Consider the following 17181-nt stretch of genomic DNA (forward strand, 5'->3'; position numbering starts at 1 on the left):
TAGGGGTGGTCACATCTTCTTGAGCGGTCCCCACCAACCGCGGTGTGTCATGTACCACTTGGCGGTTTCCGCGAGGCCGTGTCCGAACGACACCTCGGGTCGGTAGCCGAGTTCCGCGGAGATTTTCGCGATGTCCACCGAGTAACGGCGGTCATGGCCCTTGCGGTCGGGCACCCGCTCGATCAGGGACCGGTCGACGCCGAGCAGTTCGAGCAGCCGTTCCGTGAGTTCCAGATTGGTCAGTTCGGTGCCGCCGCCGATGTTGTAGACCTCTCCCGGGCGGCCGTTCTCGGCGACCAGGGCGATACCGCGGCAGTGGTCGTCCACGTGCAGCCAGTCCCGGACATTCCCGCCGTCGCCGTAGAGCGGCACCGGTTTGCCGTCCATGAGGTTGGTGACGAAGAGCGGAATGACCTTCTCGGGGTGCTGGTACGGGCCGTAGTTGTTGGAGCAGCGGGTCACACAGACGGGCAGTCCATGGGTACGGTGGAAGGCCCGGGCCAGCAGATCGGAGGACGCCTTGGAGGCGGAATACGGCGAGTTGGGTTCGAGTGGTTGCTCCTCGCTCCAGGAGCCGCTTTCGATGGATCCGTAGACCTCGTCCGTGGAGATGTGGACGAACTTTCCGACCTCCGCGTTCGCGGCCGCGTTGAGGAGGGTGTGGGTGCCCAGGACATTGGTGCGCACGAATTCCTCGGCGCCGGATATCGAGCGGTCGACATGCGATTCCGCGGCGAAGTGGACCACCAGATCGGTGTCCCGCAGCAGCTCGCCGACGAGCTCGCCGTCGCAGATGTCGCCGCGCACGAAGCGCAGCCGGGGGCTGTCGGCGACCTCGGCCAGGTTGGCCTCGTTGCCCGCGTAGGTGAGCTTGTCGACCACCACGACCTGGGCGTCCACCCAGGCCGCGTACGCCCCTGTCAAGGTCTGCCGGACGAAGTGGGAGCCGATGAAGCCCGCGCCGCCGGTCACAACTATGCGCACTGGAGACAACCCTTCAGCGGTTATTGGCCGCGATATCCATCAGATATTGTCCGTAGTCCGTCTTGCTGAGCTCCGCACCGAGCTCATAACAGGCGGCGGCGTCGATGAACCCCATGCGGAAGGCTATCTCCTCGAGACAGGCGATCCGCACGCCCTGGCGCTGTTCCAGAAGCTGCACATACTGGCCCGCCTGGAGCAGGGAGTCATGGGTTCCGGTGTCCAGCCAGGCGAATCCGCGGCCGAGCCCCACCAGTCTGGCCTTTCCGCGCTCCAGATAGACGCCGTTGACGTCGGTGATCTCCAGTTCGCCGCGCGCGGAGGGCCGTACGTTCTTGGCGATGTCCACGACGTCGTTGTCGTAGAGATACAGACCGGTGATGGCCAGATTGGATTTGGGGGCGGCCGGCTTCTCCTCGAGGGAGATCAGCCGACCCTGCTCATCCATTTCCCCGACACCGTAGCGCTCGGGGTCCTTGACTCCATAGCCGAAGAGCACACAGCCGTCGACATGGCTTGCCTCATGGTGCAGCATCTTCGAAAACCCGGGCCCGTGGAAGATATTGTCGCCGAGGACCAGCGCCACCTGGTCATCGCCGATGAACTCGGCTCCGATGATGAATGCCTCGGCGATTCCATTGGCCTCGGGCTGCTCGGCGTACTCGATCGAAAGACCCAGCCGGCCGCCGTCGCCGAGAAGCGCGCGGAACAGCTCCACATGGAGCGGGGTCGAGATGATCTGGATTTCCCTGACGCCGCCGAGCATGAGCACCGACAGCGGGTAATAGATCATCGGTTTGTTGTAGACGGGAAGGATCTGCTTCGACACCGCATGTGTCAAAGGATGCAGTCGGGTACCGCTTCCTCCGGCGAGGACTATGCCCTTCATGCGGCCAGAAGCTATCAACGCGGTCAGCCCGCGCTCCAGGTCTGCCGCCGCGATAGGGGGGTAATCAGGGGTGGGCATGGAACAGGGGTGGCCGCGTGTGGCCACCCCTTCCGCGGGACATCGCCCCCGTCATCACTCAGGCGATTTCGTCCACCTGGGCCCGGAGCGCGGTCGGCAGCTGCTGCCGGCTCCTGATATTCAGCTTGCGGTACACCCGTGTCAAATGCTGTTCCACCGTGCTGATGGTGATGAACAGGCTGGCGGCTATTTCCCGGTTCGTATAACCGTCCACCGCCAGGGCGGCGACCCGGGCCTCGGATTCGCTGAGCTTGGTGCCCAGGGACGGCGGCACCGCCCGTTTCGGGCCGAGCGGTCCGGACACCGGCCGCACCACCGGCCGTGGATCGCGGGCCTCCAGACCGGAGTCGAGGCGGATCCGGGCGCACAGCTCCTCGGCGCCGCACTCCTTGGCCATCCGCCAGGCCCGGCCCATGATGGCGTCGGCCCGCCCCAGTTCCCCGGATCCGCGCAGCGTACGTCCCAGATCGTCCAGGGCCCGAGCCAGTTCCAGGCGGTCGCCGGAGCACTGCAGCTCCTCGACGGCCTGGCCGAGCAGCCGGGACCGGTTCTCGAGGTCGCCCGCCGCGGCCAGTAACCGCAGGGAGACGCCGCGGACCCGGGAGTCCCCGGCGCCGTTCCTGGTCAGTTGCTCGGAGACCAGGTTGGCGGCCTTCTCCCGGTCACCGAGCTCCAGCCATGCCTCGGCGGCGTCCGACCGCCAGGGCAGCAGCGCCGGCTGGTCGAGCTCCCACAGCTGGGCGAGCCGGCCGGCCATGAGGAATTCGCCGAGCGCCGCGTTGATGCGGTTGGTGGCCAGGTAGTAGCGGCCTCGGGCGCGGGTGTAGCCCAGTCCGTAGATGCTCTTGAACAGCGCCTCGGGGACCGGGCGGCTCAGATGCCGCGCCGCCGCGTCGTGCTTGCCCATCTCCGTGTACGCCAGGATCTGGCTGGCCAGAGGGCCGCCGATGAAGACGCTTCCGTCGCGGCCGGGCACGATCTCCAGTGCGGTGGTCGCATAGGCCGCCGACTCCACGAGATTGCCCTGCCGCAGGGCGATCTCGGCGCGGATCGAGGCGAAGATGGCCCGCCAGCCCGGCGCCCGGCGCCGCTCGGCCTCCTCCATCAGCGCGTCGCACCACGGCGCCGCCTTGTCCGGGCGGCCCGCGTACACCAGCGCGTTCACCGAGTTGACGATGGGCTCGAAGGTGGCGTCGGTGAGCGGCGAGACCTCGAGCACCTTCTCCGCCGCGGCCACCGGCGACTCCTCGCTCCCCCCGCGGCCGAAGAAGCCGCTGAACGCCGCGGTGATCGTCGACAGCGCGGAGGGTCTGCGGGATCTGAGCTGCGTACGGGAGGCGCCGCCGTCCTCGCCCTGGCGCGCCGCGGCTCCGGGGGCCCGGTCCTGCGCACCGGACTCCTGGGCCCAGCGGGCGGTCAGCCGGAACTGGGACATCGAGGTCGGTCCCGCGTTGCTCATGACGGCGTTGAGCCGGCCGATGGCGCCGCGCGCCTCCTCGATCCGGCCGTGGGCGAGCAACAGCTCGATCAGCCGCCCGATATGGGAGGCGGGCAGCCGGTCCGCGCACAGCGCGGCCAGCGGCTCCTCCAGCATCCGCTCGGACGCCGAGGGGTTGAGCCGCCACATGATCCCGGCGGTGCCGATCCTGATGCCGGCCCGCAGCTCCTCGTCCGCGCAGGCCGCGTACGCCAGCTCCAGGCAGGCCACCGCCAGCTTGGCGTCGTCCTCGGCGAGCGCCTGCTGCGCGGCGTCCCGCAGCAGCGGCACCGCCCAGGGCTCGTCGGCGGCCTGGGCGGCGAGCAGATGGCGGGCCACGGCGAGGGTCGCCCCGCCGCCCTGGTGGAGCAGGACGGCGGCGCGCCGGTTCATGTCCAGCCGGACCTCGGGGTCCATGTCCTCCAGCACCGCGGCCTCGACATAGGGGTGGCGGAAGGCGAGACCGTCGACGAGGCCCGCCGCGTCCAGCGCGGCGACTCCGCGGTGGGTTCCGGCGGGGCCGATGCGCAGCAGCCGGCCGAGGAGTTCGAGGGAGGCGGACGCCCCGAGCACCGCGATGCCCTCGGCCAGCCGGGAGACGGTGCGGCCGCTGCGGTAGACGCAGGTGAGTACGGCTTGCACAAACATGTCGCCCACTACGGGCTCCACTGCGCGACTGCTCCGTGGGGGCGCCCCCGCGGTGCGGTAATCGTCTATCACCGCGCGTAGCAACAACGGATTACCGCCGCTCACCTCATACCAGGTGTAGGCCGCATCGGTGGAATCCGGAAGCCCCAGACGAGTGGTGAGCAGATGTTCCGTCTCATCCCAGGACAACCGTTCCAGCCGCAGCCGCTGGAAATTGGGCTGGCGCAGCAGTTCGGTATTGAAGACGGCGTCTTTCTGTTCGCTGTCCGTCGCCTGCGCGAACACCATGAGGAGTTTGGCGGAGCGCGAACGGGTCGCCAGGTACAGCAGATACTGAAGTGACTCCGTGTCGACGAGCTGGAGTTCGTCGACGCAGATCACCACCGGTTCGCGGGAGGCGAGTTCATGGAGGGCGGCGCGGAACTCCCGGGCTCCCTGGACATGGGTCGAGTTCGCGCTCACGGGGTCGCCACCTGGGGTTTCCCGGGGCGGTGCGGCGTCGAGAGCGCCGTGGTCGAGTGCCCGGCGCAGCTGGTCGGCGGTCGCCTTGGGCAGCCGGGGCGAGTCCAGGAGCTGGCGCAGTGTGCCGAGCGGAGCCCGGTCGGCCGAGGTTCCGTATGCCTTGAGGACGAGGGCTCCGGCCTTCGCCGCATGGGCCGTGACGGCTTCGAGCGTATGGGTCTTGCCACAACCGACCGCGCCCTCGACGAGCACGATGCCCGCCTCCCCGGACAGGCATCTGGAAAACGCCCGCCGAAGTCTCTCGAATTGCGCGTCGAATTGTCTGGCTCTGGTCGATGAAAACACCATTGCTCGCAACCCCCGAATGCGACGCGAAGCACTGCTACGGCAGTCCGAACGCCTCCCAGTAAGCTATACGCCCACCGGTCACGCCACCATCGCCGCACGTAAAATCATCGTTAACGAATTACCAATTCTGAGCGGACTGCCTGACGATCGACAAAGCGATACGAGCGGGACACCCATACCTGGGGCAACACGTTGCAGCCAAAGCGCACCGACACCCTGACAACCTGCGCCACCCCCGTTCACGTGGGCATTTGTTCGGAAGGGCCAGCATACACGAGACCCCCTAGCCGCACCCGGGAAAGCTCTCGACGTCCTTGACTCCGACACGAAGTGGTCATACACAGAGGGTTTCGAAGATCCGTTTCGAACATTTATTTGCCCGTTTTGATCGCCAATGCGGTTCTTATGTCTGTTGCCACTGGCAACCGCAAGTGATTCGCCGGGAATTCTCATGCCATAAAGCAGACAGAGGGTGGGCATGCCTATTCCCGCGCCGATGAATTCCGGAGCCACACACCTCGCCGTTGGACTGTTCCAATGGCATCTTCGTGCCCCCTGTCATCGCCGCGGGCATACGGATGCCGGGGCCGGGGAGGTGTGTCCCCGGCCCCGGCATCCCCCCGTGGCCCGCCGCTATCGCTCGTGGAGGTGCAGCCCCCTGCCGCCCTTGCGGCCCAGGTGACCCGCCTCGACCAGCCGCCGGAGGTGACGGGCCGGGGTCAGGGCCGGATCCCGGAAGGTGCCGTGCAGAGTGCGCTGGATGGCGAGGGACACATCCAGGCCGATCACATCCAGCAGCCGCAGCGGGCCCATCGGATAGCCCTGCCCGGCCGCCATCACCGTGTCGATGTCATCGGCGGTGGCCCAGCCCTCCTCGAGCATCGCCACCGCGCTGTTCAGATAGGGGAAGAGCAGGGCGTTGACGATGAAGCCCGCCCGGTCCGGGCAGTCCACCGCCCGCTTGCCGAGCGCCGCGGCCACCGCGTGCGCCGTGCCGAGCGCCTCCTTGGAGGTCAGCACGGTGTGCACCACCTCGACCAGCCGCATCACCGGGGCGGGGTTGAAGAAGTGCATCCCGATGACGTCCTCGGGCCGCCGCGTCGCCATCGCGCACTCGATCACGGGCAGGCTGGAGGTGGAGGTGGCGAGCACCGCGCCCGGTGCGCACACCCGGTCCAGATCGGCGAAGACGGCCCGCTTGACGCCGATGTCCTCCGCCACGGCCTCGACCACCAGATCGCAGGCGCCGAGCGCCTGGAGTTCACAGCCCGCGGTCAGCCGGCCCATCGCCTCGGTGAGCAGTTCGGGCGCCAGCTTGCCGCGCCGCACTCCGCGCTCCAGCGAGCGCTCCACCGCGGCCGTGGCCTCCTTCGCGCGTATCTCGCTCCGGGCCACCAGCACCGTCGGATAGCCGGAGCGCGCGCACACCTCCGCGATCCCGACGGCCATCGTGCCCGAGCCCACCACCCCGATCCGCCGCACCGCACGGGCCGGTACGGGCTCGCCCAGGCCGTCCATCACCCCGCCCCGCGCCGCGCCGCCCGCCCCGTACTCGTAGAAGCCGCGGCCCGCCTTCACCCCGAGCAGACCGGCGGTCACCATATGGGCCAGGGTGGGGGCGGGCGCGTACCGCGGATCGCCGGTGCGCTCGTACAGCGCCTCCAGGGAGTCCCGCGCGGTGTCCAGGCCCATGGCGTCCAGCTGGGCCAGCGGCCCCATCGGCAGTCCGCAGCCCAGGGTCATGGCGGTGTCGATGCTGTCGCGCGAGGCGTAGCGCCGCTCGTACATGGCCACCGCGTTGTTGAGGTACGCCATGGTGAGCGCGCCCCCGACGAAGCCCGGCCGGTCGGCCACCCGCACCGGGATCCGGCCCAGGTCGCGGACCAGTTCCCGGACGTCGGCCAGGACCGCGTCCGCGGTGAGCGGGGTGCCCACCACCTCCACCGCCGACCGCTCGCGGTCGGGGCCCAGCGGGAAGAGGTGCAGCCCCACCGTACGGTCGGTCCGCCCGGAGCCGACGGCGATCTCGGTCACCGCGAGCCCGGTGGTCGTGGTGGCGAACACCGTCTCCGGCGGGCAGTCGGCGTGGGCGCGGGCGAGCAGCCGACGCTTGGTCTCCAGCCGTTCGGGGACCGCCTCGACCACCAGATCGGCCCGGGCGGCGGCAGCCGGGTCGGTGGTGAACTCGACGGCGGACTCCGGCGCGGCCACCCCCGCCCGGCCGCGCCGCAGGGCCGGTTCGTCCCGCTCCACGGCGATCACCCGCCGGCCACCGCGGACCAGGGCGTCCACGAGGTGGCGGCCGGTGGTGCCGAGCCCGAACACCGCGACGGTGGGGAAGCGCTGTGCCATGCCGATGAGTCCTTTCGCTGGCTGGGACCTTGGGTTGGTCACGGACCGCGGTGGCCGTCCTGCCACGTGATCTGGGTTGGTCACGGACCGCGGTGGCCGTCCTGCCATGTGAGGAGCGCGGCGCCGAGCGACATCCCGCCGCCGAAACCGGCCAGCAGCAGCAACTCCCCGTCGCCGAACACGCCCTGCCGCCGGGCGTCGTCGAGCGCCAGCGGGATGGAGGCGGCGCTGGTGTTGCCGTGCTCGGCCACCGTCAGATGGGTGCGCGCCCGCGGCAGTCCGAGGTCCGGAAGCGCCTTGGCCAGCAGCACGCCATTGGCCTGATGGGGAATGAAGTGGTCCACGCTCGCGGGGTCCGTGCGGTGCGCGGCCAGCAGGCGCCCTATCGCGCGCGGCAGCTCGGCCAGGACGTATTCGCTGACCGCGCGGCCCCGCATCCGGAAGAAGTGGCCCCCGTCGGCGAGGGTCTTCTCCGACGCCGGGGCGCGGCTGCCGCCCGCCGTCACCTCGATCAGCTCGTGAAGCGCGCCGTCGCTGGTGAGCAGCGACCCGGTGAGGCCGTAGCCGGGGCGCACGGGCCCCAGCACCACCGCCCCGGCCCCGTCGCCGAAGAGCACGGCGGTGCGCCGGTCGGTGCGGTCGATGATGCGGGAGTAGACATCGGCGCCGATCACCAGGGCGTACGGGGCCGGGGCGGCGGACCCGGCGGACAGCAGCCCGGCCGCCGTCACCAGGGCGAAGACGAAGCCGCTGCAGACCGCGTTGAGGTCGAAGGCGGCGGCGCCGGTCGCGCCGATCCGGTGCTGCACCAGACAGGCGGTGGCGGGCTGGGGGTGATCGGGGGTCGAGGTGGCCACCACGATCCAGCCGAGCTGATCGGCGCGGATCCCGGCGTCCGCGAGGGCGGCGCGGGCCGCCTCCACGGCCAGATCGGAGGTGGCCTCGTGGTCGGCGGCGTAGCGGCGGCAGCGGATGCCGGTCTTCGCCGAGATCCAGTCGGGAGTCACCCCCGCCCGCTCGGCCACCAGCTCGTTGGACACGGTCTCGGCGGGCAGATACGAGCCGGTGCCGAGGATCCCGATGGGCCGCCCGCCGGATGTCCGGACCGGCTGCCCGGTCATCTGGATCTCCCGGCCCGCGCGGCCACCGCCGCCGTCGCCGGTGCCATCGCCGTCGTCGCTGTTCGCGGGGTGCGGCAGTGCTCGAGAAGAAGCATTGGGTGGTTCCCTCCGGATCCATGCCGGGCTTCGACGCTACGGACCGGGCACGGCACGGATAACCCCTAACCCATCACCCCCCTAGGCCCCCTACCGAATGAACCCGGTCCTCCGTATGACCCGGCGCATGACGGGCACCCGTCTGAGGTGGTACCGGATATACGCAGGCCGAAGGCGCACCGGCCCAGGGAGCGGTCCCATGGAGTGGTTCACCTCATCCGACTACTGGCTGAGCCGGCTGGTCTTCCAACGGGGGCTGGCCGCCGTCTATCTGATCGCCTTTCTGGTGGCGGCCCGGCAGGGGCGGGCGCTGCTCGGCGAGCGGGGGCTGACACCGGTGCCGCGCTTCCTGGACCGGGTGCCGTTCCGCCGTTCGCCCAGCCTGTTCCATCTGCACTACTCCGACCGGTTCTTCGCCTGCTGCGCCTGGCTGGGGGCCGCGCTGTCGGCCGCGCTGCTGATGGGGGCCGCGGACCGGGCACCGCTCGCGGTCGCGATGGTGGCGTGGCTGGCGCTGTGGCTGCTGTATCTGTCGATCGTCAACGTGGGACAGGTGTGGTACGGCTTCGGCTGGGAGTCCCTGCTGCTGGAGTCCGGGTTCCTCGCCGTCTTCCTGGGCAATGAGCACACCGCGCCGCCCGTGCTCATCCTGTGGCTGACGCGCTGGCTGCTGTTCCGGGTGGAGTTCGGCGCCGGGCTGATCAAGATCCGTGGGGACCGCTGCTGGCGGGACCTGACCTGTCTGTACTACCACCATGAGACCCAGCCGATGCCGGGGCCGCTGAGCTGGTACTTCCACCATCTGCCGAAGCCGCTGCACCGGGTGGAGGTGGCGGCCAACCATGTGGCGCAGCTGATCGTGCCCGTGGTGCTGTTCACCCCGCAGCCGGTCGCGAGCGTGGCAGCGGGGATCGTCGTGGTCACCCAGCTGTGGCTGGTGGCCTCGGGGAACTTCTCCTGGCTCAACTGGCTGACCATCCTGCTGGCGCTCCCGGCGGTCGACGGGCGCCGGGCCGCCGAGGTGCTGGGGCTGCCCGGACCGCCGGGCCTCGCCGCTCCCCCGGTCTGGTACGAGGTGGTCGTGCTGGCCGCCACCGCTCTGGTGCTGGTGCTCAGCTACTGGCCGGCCCGCAATCTGCTGTCGGGCCGTCAGCTGATGAACTTCTCGTTCAATCCGGTCCACCTGGTCAACACCTACGGGGCGTTCGGCAGCGTCAACCGCAGCCGGCAGGAGGTGGTGATCCAGGGCACCGACGACGCGGTCCTGACCCCGGACACGGTCTGGCAGGACTACGAGTTCCGGGGCAAGCCGGGCGATGTGCGCCGGTTGCCGCGCCAGTACGCCCCGTACCATCTGCGGCTGGACTGGATGATGTGGTTCGCGGGGCTCTCACCGGGCTACGCCGGGTCCTGGTTCGCCCCGCTGATCGGCAAGCTGCTGGTCAACGACCGGGCGACGGTGAAGCTGCTGCGGGCCAATCCGTTCCCGGGGACGCCGCCCACCCATCTGCGGGCGCGGCTGTATCTCTACCGCTTCACCACCCGGGCGGAGCGGCGGGCCACCGGGGCCTGGTGGCACCGCACCCTGCTGAGCGAGTTCCTGCCGCCGGTCAGGCTGGAGGATCACGGCTCGTCACGGGCGTGACACCAGACCGGGATGAGGCACGGGCCTGACACCAGACCGGGATGAGGCCGGTCAGCTGCCGGGCCAAGGCCCACTCGGCTCAGGCGGTGGCGCCCTTGACGTTCGGAGTCTCGGCGCCGGGCGGGGGGTTGCGCAGCACGGCGTAGCCGACGCCGACGCCCACCGCGATCGGCCATTCGAGCACTCCGGCGAGGCCCATCGCGCCGAGGCCGAGGTAGAGCGGCAGCCCGCCCTTGGCGGGCAGGACCCGCCGAGCGGTCCTGATCGGCACCTTGGCGACGTTCGCCGTGGCCACGGCGGCGCGGGGGACGGTGAAGGTGACCGTGCGGTCGCCCTTCTTCCTCGAAGTCGCGCCCGTCTTCCGGGTATCGGTCGTCTTGGACGTCGTCGCTGCGCTCACGCCTTCCTCCTACCGGATGTCCCTTTGATTACTTTACGAGGGAATTAGGTAAGCATAGGCCGATTTAAAGATCCCGGCACATCAGGACCGAGGGGAGAGCAGCCTGTGCTGCCCATCACGACGCTCACGGGCCTCGTCTCCGCACCGTCCCGCGGCATGAACGGTCTGCGGCTGCGGCTCGCGGACATCACCGACGTCCTGGCGGACATCACCGACGTCCTGCGGGACACCGGCGACCGGCGCGGCGGCCGGAGGGTGTGGGCACGGGCGGGCCGGGCTCATGTGGAGGTACGCGGGCTGACCGGCCACGGCGAGGGCCATGAGCGGCTGGTCCGGGAGCTGGAGGACGCGCTGCGGCGGGTGGCGGGCGTCAACTGGGCCGGGGTGAACGCGGCGCTGGGCCAGGTCCTGGTCGACTTCGACGAGGACCGGCTCGGTCCCGACGACGTGCTGGAGGTGATCGAGCGCGTCGAGGAGGCCCATGGGACGGACGCGGACACCTTCCCGGCGGGCCGTCCGCAACCACCGTTCGCCTCCGCTCCGGCGACGCTGGCCGCGACCGCGCTCGCCGCCGACTGTCTGGGGCTGATGACGGCCACGATCCGGCGAGTGGCGATGCGGCCCGCCCTCTCCCCCGCGCTGCGGATCCCGACCGTGATGGCGGAGCTCCAGCCGCGGGTGCGCGGTCTGCTGGAGTCCCGGCTCGGCCGTGCCCACGCCGACACCCTGATCGGCGTGTCGAACGCCGTGGTGCACGCCCTGACCAGGGGTGAGGCCCCGCTGGCCCTGGACGCGCTGCAGCGTGTGCTGCAACTCGCCGAGATCCGCGGCCGGCAGGCCGTATGGCAGCGCCGGGAACCCGAGTTGGTGGCGGACGGCGATGGGCTCCCGGCGTACTCGCACCCGCCCACCCCCCGGCCCACGCCGCTGCCTTCCGGGCCGGTGGAGACCTGTGTCGACCGCACCTCGCTGGCCTCGCTGTCCGGTGCGGGCGGGCTGCTGGCGTGGACCCACGACCTCGAGCAGTCCGCCAAGGCGCTGCTGGCCACGGCGCCGAAGGCGGCCGCCATGGGCCGGGAGGCGTTCGCCGCCCGGCTGGGCGATGTGCTGGCGCGCGACGGCGTGGTGCCCATGGACGGCACCGCGCTGCGGCTGCTGGACCGCGTGTCGGCGGTGCTGATCGACGCGCGGGTGCTGTGCGCCGGCCGACCGCGGCTGCTGTCGGTCACCACCGTGGGCGACCTGGGGGAGGCCGAGGCGTGGAGCGCCGCGCAGTCCGTCCTGGACCGCCGCACACTGCGCGAGCTGTCCGGTGCGGGGCCCTGGACGCGCGGCCCGTGGCGGCTGGAGCGGCCCGCCGATCTCCCCGCGGCGCTCCCGGCGAGCCCGCTGGCCCTGACCGCGGATCTGCACGGCGAGGACGGCCGGCGACAGGCCCGGGTCCGGATCGGCTGCGAACTCGACCCGCTGGCTGACGCCCTGGTGGCGGCGGCCCGCTCCGGTGCGCGGCGCCTGGTGCTCACCAGCCACGCCAGCACGGACGAGATCGCTCCGTGGGCCGATGAGCTGCTCCCCCTCGGCGTGTCGCTCCCCGACACGGTGCGCCGGCTGCAGATCGAGGACCACGGCGTGTTGGTGATCAGCGGCGAGGACGACGAGGCGCTGGGCGTGGCGGATCTCGGCGTGGCCGTCACGGCGCGCGGTGCGGGCCGGGTGTGCTGGTCGGCCGATCTGCTCTGCGGCCCGGGGCTGGTCCACCCCTGGCGTGTCCTGCGGGCCCTGGAGGACGCGCGCTCGGTCAGCCGGCGGTCGGCCCGGCTGTCGATGGGCGGATCCGCGCTCGGCGCGCTGATCGCCGCGGCGGGGACCCGGCCCGCGGTGGCCGGGCTGGCCACCTCCCCGGTGTACAGCGCGGTGTTCCTGGCCATGCTCGGCGGGATCGGCGCGGCGCGCCGGGTGGAGCGCCGCCCGGCGCCGGCGCCCCGCGTCCGCGGCAACTGGCATGCCCTGGGGGCGCGGGAGACCCTGAGTGTGCTGTGCGCGTTCCGGGAGAACGGGACGGAGCCGCCCGACGGCTCGGGCGCGTCGCGCGGCGCGGGCCCCGGGGACCCGGGCGCGTCGCGGACTTCCCTGGCGCTGTGGGCCGCCGGGGTGCGGCCCGTGCGCAAGGCCGCCGGGACGGTCGTACGGGCCGGGGCGCCCGGTGCGGCGGGGCCCGGCTCGGCCCGGTTCGCGGCCCTGACCCGGAACGCCGTCTCGCTGGTGCACGCGGTGCGCGAGGAGCTGCACGATCCGCTCACCCCGGTGCTGGCCCTCGGCGCGGCGGCCTCCGCGGCGGTGGGATCCGGGGTGGACTCCTTCCTCGTCATCAGCGTGATGGCGGGCAACGCGGTGATCAGCGGCGCACAGCGGCTCCGGGCCGAGCGCTCACTGCGCGGCCTGCTGCTGAGCGAGCGGATGAACGGCCGGCTGGTCGACTGGGCGCCCGCGATGTCCCTGGCGGACGGGGTGACGGCGGACCGTGAGGTGTTCTTCGCGGGGCTGACCACCGCCCCGGTGCGTACGGTGGCCGCCGAGGAGCTCCGGGTCGGGGACATCATCGCGCTGCGGCCCTCGGACGTCGTACCGGCCGATGCACGGCTGCTGGTGAGCGACCGGCTTGAGCTGGACGAGGCCGGGCTGACCGGCGAGTCCGGACCCGTCGCCAAGGACCCGGCCGCCACGCCGGGCGCCGACCTGGCGGACCGGTTCTGCATGCTCTACCAGGGCTGCACGGTGCTCGCCGGAACCGGATACGCCGTGGTCGTGGCCGCCGGGGCGCAGACCGAGGCCGGGCGCGCCGCCGAACTGGCCGGACGCGCCACCGCACCCATCGGGATCGAGGGCCGGCTGGCCGCGCTGACCAAGGTCTCGCTGCCCGCCACCGGCCTCGGCGGGGCCGCCGTCACCCTGCTGGGGCTGGTGCACGGGGTGCCGGTGCGCGAGGCGCTGTCCACCGGAGTGGCCATCGCGGTGGCCGCCGTGCCCGAGGGGCTGCCGCTGGTGGCCACGGTGGCGCAGTCCGCCGCGGCGCGCCGGCTTTCGCACCGCGGGGTGCTGACGCGCTCGCCGCGGGTGCTGGAGGCCCTGGGCCGGGTGGACGTCGTCTGCTTCGACAAGACCGGCACCCTGACCGAGGGCCGGCTGGCCGTGGCCCGGGTCGCCGGGTACGACCAGGAGCTGCCGACCCGCGGTGCGCTGGGCAAGCGGCTGCTGCGCACCGCGGCCCGGGCGTGTCCCGAGCCGGAAGGCGGGCGGGCGTTGGCCCACGCCACCGACCAGGCCGTCATCGACGCGGCTGCGGCGCACTGCGACGGGGACGGCGCCTGGCGCGCGGTGTCCGAGCTGCCCTTCGAGGCCAGTCGGGGCTTCTCGGCGTGTCTGGGCACCCAGTCCGGGCGCCCGCATCTGGCCGTCAAGGGCGCGCCCGAGGTCGTGCTCGCCCGGTGCGCCTACGCCCTGAGCCCGGGGGCGGCGGACGACACCGTGCCGCTGACCCCGGAGCGGCGGCGCGCCACCGAGCGCCTGCTGTACTCGCTGGCCTCGGACGGGCTGCGGGTGCTGGCAGTGGCCGAGACCCGGCCCGCCGCGTCCGACACGCCGACGGCGGAGGTGGCCGAGATCGCCCGGGAGCTGACGCTGCTGGGCTTCATCGCCATCGCCGACACCACGCGGCCGGGCGCCGCCGAGACCGTCAAGCGGCTGACGGACGCCGGGGTGCGCGTCGCCATGGTCACCGGCGACCATCCGACCACGGCGGTCGCCATCGCCCGGGAGCTGGGCATCCCGGACGCCGAGCCGGTGCTCACCGGGGCGAAGCTGGACACCCTGCCCGAAGGCGAGCGGGTCGAGCGGATCGCCCGTGCCACCGTCTTCGCCCGGGTCTCCCCCGAGCACAAGGTCCGTATCGTCCAGGCGCTGCGGCAGGCCGGGCAGGTGGTGGCCATGACCGGGGACGGGGTGAACGACGCGGCCGCCATCCGCCTCGCGGACATCGGCATCGGGCTGTCCGCCCACGGCTCGGCCTCGGCCCGCGCCGCGGCGGACCTGGTGCTCACCGACCCGGACCCGACCCGGATCCTCGACGCGCTGCGGGAGGGCAGGGCGCTGTGGCGCAGTGTGCGGGACGCGGTGGCGATCCTGGTCGGCGGGAACGCGGGCGAGGTCGCGTTCACCCTCCTGGGCGCGGCGGTGGCCGGGCGGGCGCCGCTGGGCACCCGTCAACTGCTGCTGGTGAATCTGCTGACCGACATGCTGCCCGCCCTCGCGGTGGCCCTGGCCCGGGCCCGGGAGCACAAGTCCGGTGAGGACCCGCTGGTCGGCGGCCCGTCATCGGCGCTGTTCGGCTCCGATCTGGGCCGTATCCTCGCGGTGCGCGGCAGTGCCACCGCGCTGGGTGCCGCGGCGGCCTGGCAGTGCGGGCGGATGACGGGCCGGGCCCGGCGGGCGAGCACCATGGGGCTCGCGGCCCTGGTCGGCACCCAGCTGGGCCAGACGTATCTGACCGACTGGCACAGCCCCCTGGTGCTGATCACCAGCGTCGCCTCGGCTGCCACGCTGTTCGCCATCGTGGAGACGCCGGTGGTCAGCCACTTCTTCGGCTGTACGCCGCTGGGCCCGATGGCCTGGTCGATCGTCGGCGGCTGCGCGGCCGCCGCCACCGTGGGGGCGGCCGTAGCGCCGCGGCTGCTCTTCCCCCGGCGAGTGCCGCTCGCGGTCTGAGGATGGAGCCCGGGAACGGGACATCTCCGGCGTTTCTCACCCAGATCTTTCCATCCGTTAACCCGACGCTCACCCGATGTGCGCCGCCCGCTTTCCGGCCCCGGTCAGGCTATGGAACTGGAAGCGGATGCCTCGCTTCCGTTCGTGTTCCATCCAGTGAGGTACTCATGGCCGACATTCTCACGACCGTCCTGGTCAAGCTGGCCCAGCTCGCGCTCGAGGCGTTGGTCGCCAAGCTCGCGAAGACGCTTCTGACCGCCGCCTTCAGGCCGACCGCCGCCCCGGCCGCGGCCTGACCCGGCCGACCCGCCGGCCGTTCCCGGACCCCTGCTCAGTGGCCGTACGACGCGGCCCGGTGCACCGGGCCGTGGGCGGTCGGACAGTGCTCCCCGTCGAGACGTCCCCGCTCGGCGGGCTCGTCCAGATGGTCCACCTGCAGCGTGGTGTGGGTGATCCCGTACTCACCGCTCAACACCGCCTCCAGATCCTCCCGGACGGCGTGGCAGTCGCCGCCCGCCGCCACCAGGACATGGGCGGAGAGCGAGACCTCGCCCGAGGTGATCTGCCAGACATGCAGATCGTGCACCTCGGCCACCTGCCCATGGGCGACCAGCCGGCCGCCCACCTCATCGGGCTCGACGCCGGTGGGGGCGGCCTCCAGCAGCACCCGGCCGGAGGCCCGCAGCAGTTCCACGCCCGCCTTGATCATGAGGAGCACCACCAGCAGACCGGCGATCGCGTCGGCCCGGGCGAAGCCCGTCACCACCACCACCAGCCCAGCGACGGCGGTGGCGATGAAGGCGTAGAGATCGTTGAGCACATGCTGGAAGGCGCCCTCGACATTGAGCGAGGAGCGGTTCGCCTTCGACATGCACCACGCGGCCGCGAGATTCACCACCACACCGACCAGCGCGGTGGTCAGCACCAGACCACCGGTCACCTCGGGCGGATCGATCAGCCGTCCCACACTCTCATAGCCGAGATAGGCGCCGAGCAGCAGCAGGGAAAGCCCATTGGCCTGGGCGGAAAGGATTTCCGACCGCTTGAGCCCATAGGTGTATCCGCCACGTGCGGGGCGCGCCGAGAGCCGGATCGCGATGAGGGCGAGAACGATCGAGGCGGCGTCGGTGAGCATATGGGCCGCGTCGGACAGCAGCGCCACGGAGCGGGCGACGATCCCGACGACGACCTCCACCGCCATGAAGCCGCTGATCAGCGCGAGGGCGAGGGTCAGCCACCGGCGGTCGGCGTTCTCCGCCACCCCGTGGCTGTGGCCGCCGTGGCCAGCCCCACCGTGCCCCTCGTCGGGTCCGTGCGTATGAGCTCCCACCGGCTCCTCCTCGGATCGTCTTCGGGACAGCGCAATTGAAACAGGCCCGAGGGGAATTCGCCAAAGGCTGCAATGGACACGGTTATCAATAAACACTTGCCCCGGCACCGAATGAGCTTTATGAATGCGGCAATGCTTTTCATTTCGCCGTGCGAAAAGGGGGCCGGCGGGCCGGTCGTCCGGGCGGGTCACGGTGGAGCCGCCGGGTCAGGCCACCAGGCAGTCGCTGACATGTGCGACACCACGCCGATGCGGGTGAGACCGGCGTGCGGAAGGTGACCCGGCGGGGCACGGCGCGTTGTCCGAATATGACGACGACGATGCGACGCCGTTCTCTCTCGCAGCCGAGCAGAGCGCTGGACCGGAGCACCGAAGGCGACGGAACGGTTCATCAGACCGTTCACACATCCACATCCGTACCGATCTACGCGGCGCTGGTCGAGCGCTGGGCCTCCGCGGGGCGCGCGGTGCCCGGGCGCTACGACCGCGAGTGGACCGAACTGGTCAACTGTCCCCCCTGGCCGGACCGGATCCGGGCGGCGACCCGCCCGGCGACACGCTCGCCCGCCGACTGAGCCACCGCCGGACGCGCG

Annotated in this window: 11 protein-coding genes; 4 read left to right on the forward strand and 7 right to left on the reverse strand. The window is 71.6% G+C overall.

What is annotated here, in order from left to right; translation table 11 throughout:
• Window positions 1-9: 9 nt before the first annotated feature.
• The 5 genes from rfbB to ACFXB5_RS21780 form a co-directional block, all read right to left on the reverse strand.
• On the reverse strand, window positions 10-984 hold the full coding sequence (gene rfbB, locus ACFXB5_RS21760) for a dTDP-glucose 4,6-dehydratase (RefSeq protein ID WP_385210326.1): 975 nt from the start codon (window positions 982-984) through the stop codon (window positions 10-12).
• 13 nt (window positions 985-997) lie between these two features.
• Window positions 998-1870 (reverse strand): glucose-1-phosphate thymidylyltransferase RfbA, encoded by an 873-nt coding sequence (gene rfbA / locus ACFXB5_RS21765; RefSeq protein WP_385210395.1) that lies wholly within the window; start codon window positions 1868-1870, stop codon window positions 998-1000.
• A gap of 136 nt (window positions 1871-2006) precedes the next feature.
• On the reverse strand, window positions 2007-4883 hold the full coding sequence (locus ACFXB5_RS21770; protein WP_385210329.1) for an AAA family ATPase: 2877 nt from the start codon (window positions 4881-4883) through the stop codon (window positions 2007-2009).
• Between the two features lie 633 nt (window positions 4884-5516).
• Complete coding sequence (locus ACFXB5_RS21775) at window positions 5517-7235, reverse strand: 3-hydroxyacyl-CoA dehydrogenase family protein (RefSeq protein ID WP_385210332.1); 1719 nt, start codon at window positions 7233-7235, stop codon at window positions 5517-5519.
• Between the two features lie 80 nt (window positions 7236-7315).
• A complete protein-coding gene (locus ACFXB5_RS21780; RefSeq protein ID WP_385210335.1) occupies window positions 7316-8356 on the reverse strand; it encodes a 3-oxoacyl-ACP synthase III family protein in 1041 nt (346 codons plus the stop codon).
• A gap of 295 nt (window positions 8357-8651) precedes the next feature.
• Here ACFXB5_RS21780 and ACFXB5_RS21785 point away from each other — a divergent pair, with 295 nt between their 5' ends.
• Entirely contained in the window at window positions 8652-10097 is a 1446-nt protein-coding gene (locus ACFXB5_RS21785) for a lipase maturation factor family protein (RefSeq protein WP_385210338.1), read from the forward strand.
• A gap of 79 nt (window positions 10098-10176) precedes the next feature.
• Here ACFXB5_RS21785 and ACFXB5_RS21790 read toward each other — a convergent pair whose 3' ends face one another.
• On the reverse strand, window positions 10177-10497 hold the full coding sequence (locus tag ACFXB5_RS21790; protein WP_385210341.1) for a hypothetical protein: 321 nt from the start codon (window positions 10495-10497) through the stop codon (window positions 10177-10179).
• Window positions 10498-10602: 105 nt separating this feature from the next.
• On the opposite strand from ACFXB5_RS21790, the gene ACFXB5_RS21795 reads away from it, so the two are divergent.
• Window positions 10603-15258, forward strand: a complete 4656-nt coding sequence (locus tag ACFXB5_RS21795) for an HAD-IC family P-type ATPase (RefSeq protein WP_385210344.1) — start codon at window positions 10603-10605, stop codon at window positions 15256-15258.
• A gap of 167 nt (window positions 15259-15425) precedes the next feature.
• The gene (locus tag ACFXB5_RS21800; protein WP_385210347.1) at window positions 15426-15554 is read left to right on the forward strand and encodes a hypothetical protein; all 129 of its coding nucleotides are present in this window, start codon (window positions 15426-15428) and stop codon (window positions 15552-15554) included.
• Window positions 15555-15589: 35 nt separating this feature from the next.
• Here the strand turns inward: ACFXB5_RS21800 and ACFXB5_RS21805 are convergent, their stop codons facing one another.
• On the reverse strand, window positions 15590-16588 hold the full coding sequence (locus ACFXB5_RS21805; protein WP_385210350.1) for a cation diffusion facilitator family transporter: 999 nt from the start codon (window positions 16586-16588) through the stop codon (window positions 15590-15592).
• Window positions 16589-16908: 320 nt separating this feature from the next.
• Here ACFXB5_RS21805 and ACFXB5_RS21810 point away from each other — a divergent pair, with 320 nt between their 5' ends.
• The gene (locus tag ACFXB5_RS21810) at window positions 16909-17163 is read left to right on the forward strand and encodes a hypothetical protein (protein WP_385210353.1); all 255 of its coding nucleotides are present in this window, start codon (window positions 16909-16911) and stop codon (window positions 17161-17163) included.
• Window positions 17164-17181: the final 18 nt, after the last annotated feature.

It is taken from the genome of Streptomyces sp. NPDC059455 (assembly GCF_042750115.1).
Lineage (GTDB): Bacteria > Actinomycetota > Actinomycetes > Streptomycetales > Streptomycetaceae > Streptomyces > Streptomyces endocoffeicus.

Coding starts and splice junctions, on each gene's coding strand:
- rfbA (WP_385210395.1), bottom strand. CDS start 1,870: ATGAAGGGCATAGTCCTCGCCGGAGGAAGCGGTACCCGACTGCATCCT.
- ACFXB5_RS21770 (WP_385210329.1), bottom strand. CDS start 4,883: ATGGTGTTTTCATCGACCAGAGCCAGACAATTCGACGCGCAATTCGAG.
- ACFXB5_RS21775 (WP_385210332.1), bottom strand. CDS start 7,235: ATGGCACAGCGCTTCCCCACCGTCGCGGTGTTCGGGCTCGGCACCACC.
- ACFXB5_RS21780 (WP_385210335.1), bottom strand. CDS start 8,356: ATGACCGGGCAGCCGGTCCGGACATCCGGCGGGCGGCCCATCGGGATC.
- ACFXB5_RS21785 (WP_385210338.1), top strand. CDS start 8,652: ATGGAGTGGTTCACCTCATCCGACTACTGGCTGAGCCGGCTGGTCTTC.
- ACFXB5_RS21800 (WP_385210347.1), top strand. CDS start 15,426: ATGGCCGACATTCTCACGACCGTCCTGGTCAAGCTGGCCCAGCTCGCG.
- ACFXB5_RS21810 (WP_385210353.1), top strand. CDS start 16,909: ATGCGACGCCGTTCTCTCTCGCAGCCGAGCAGAGCGCTGGACCGGAGC.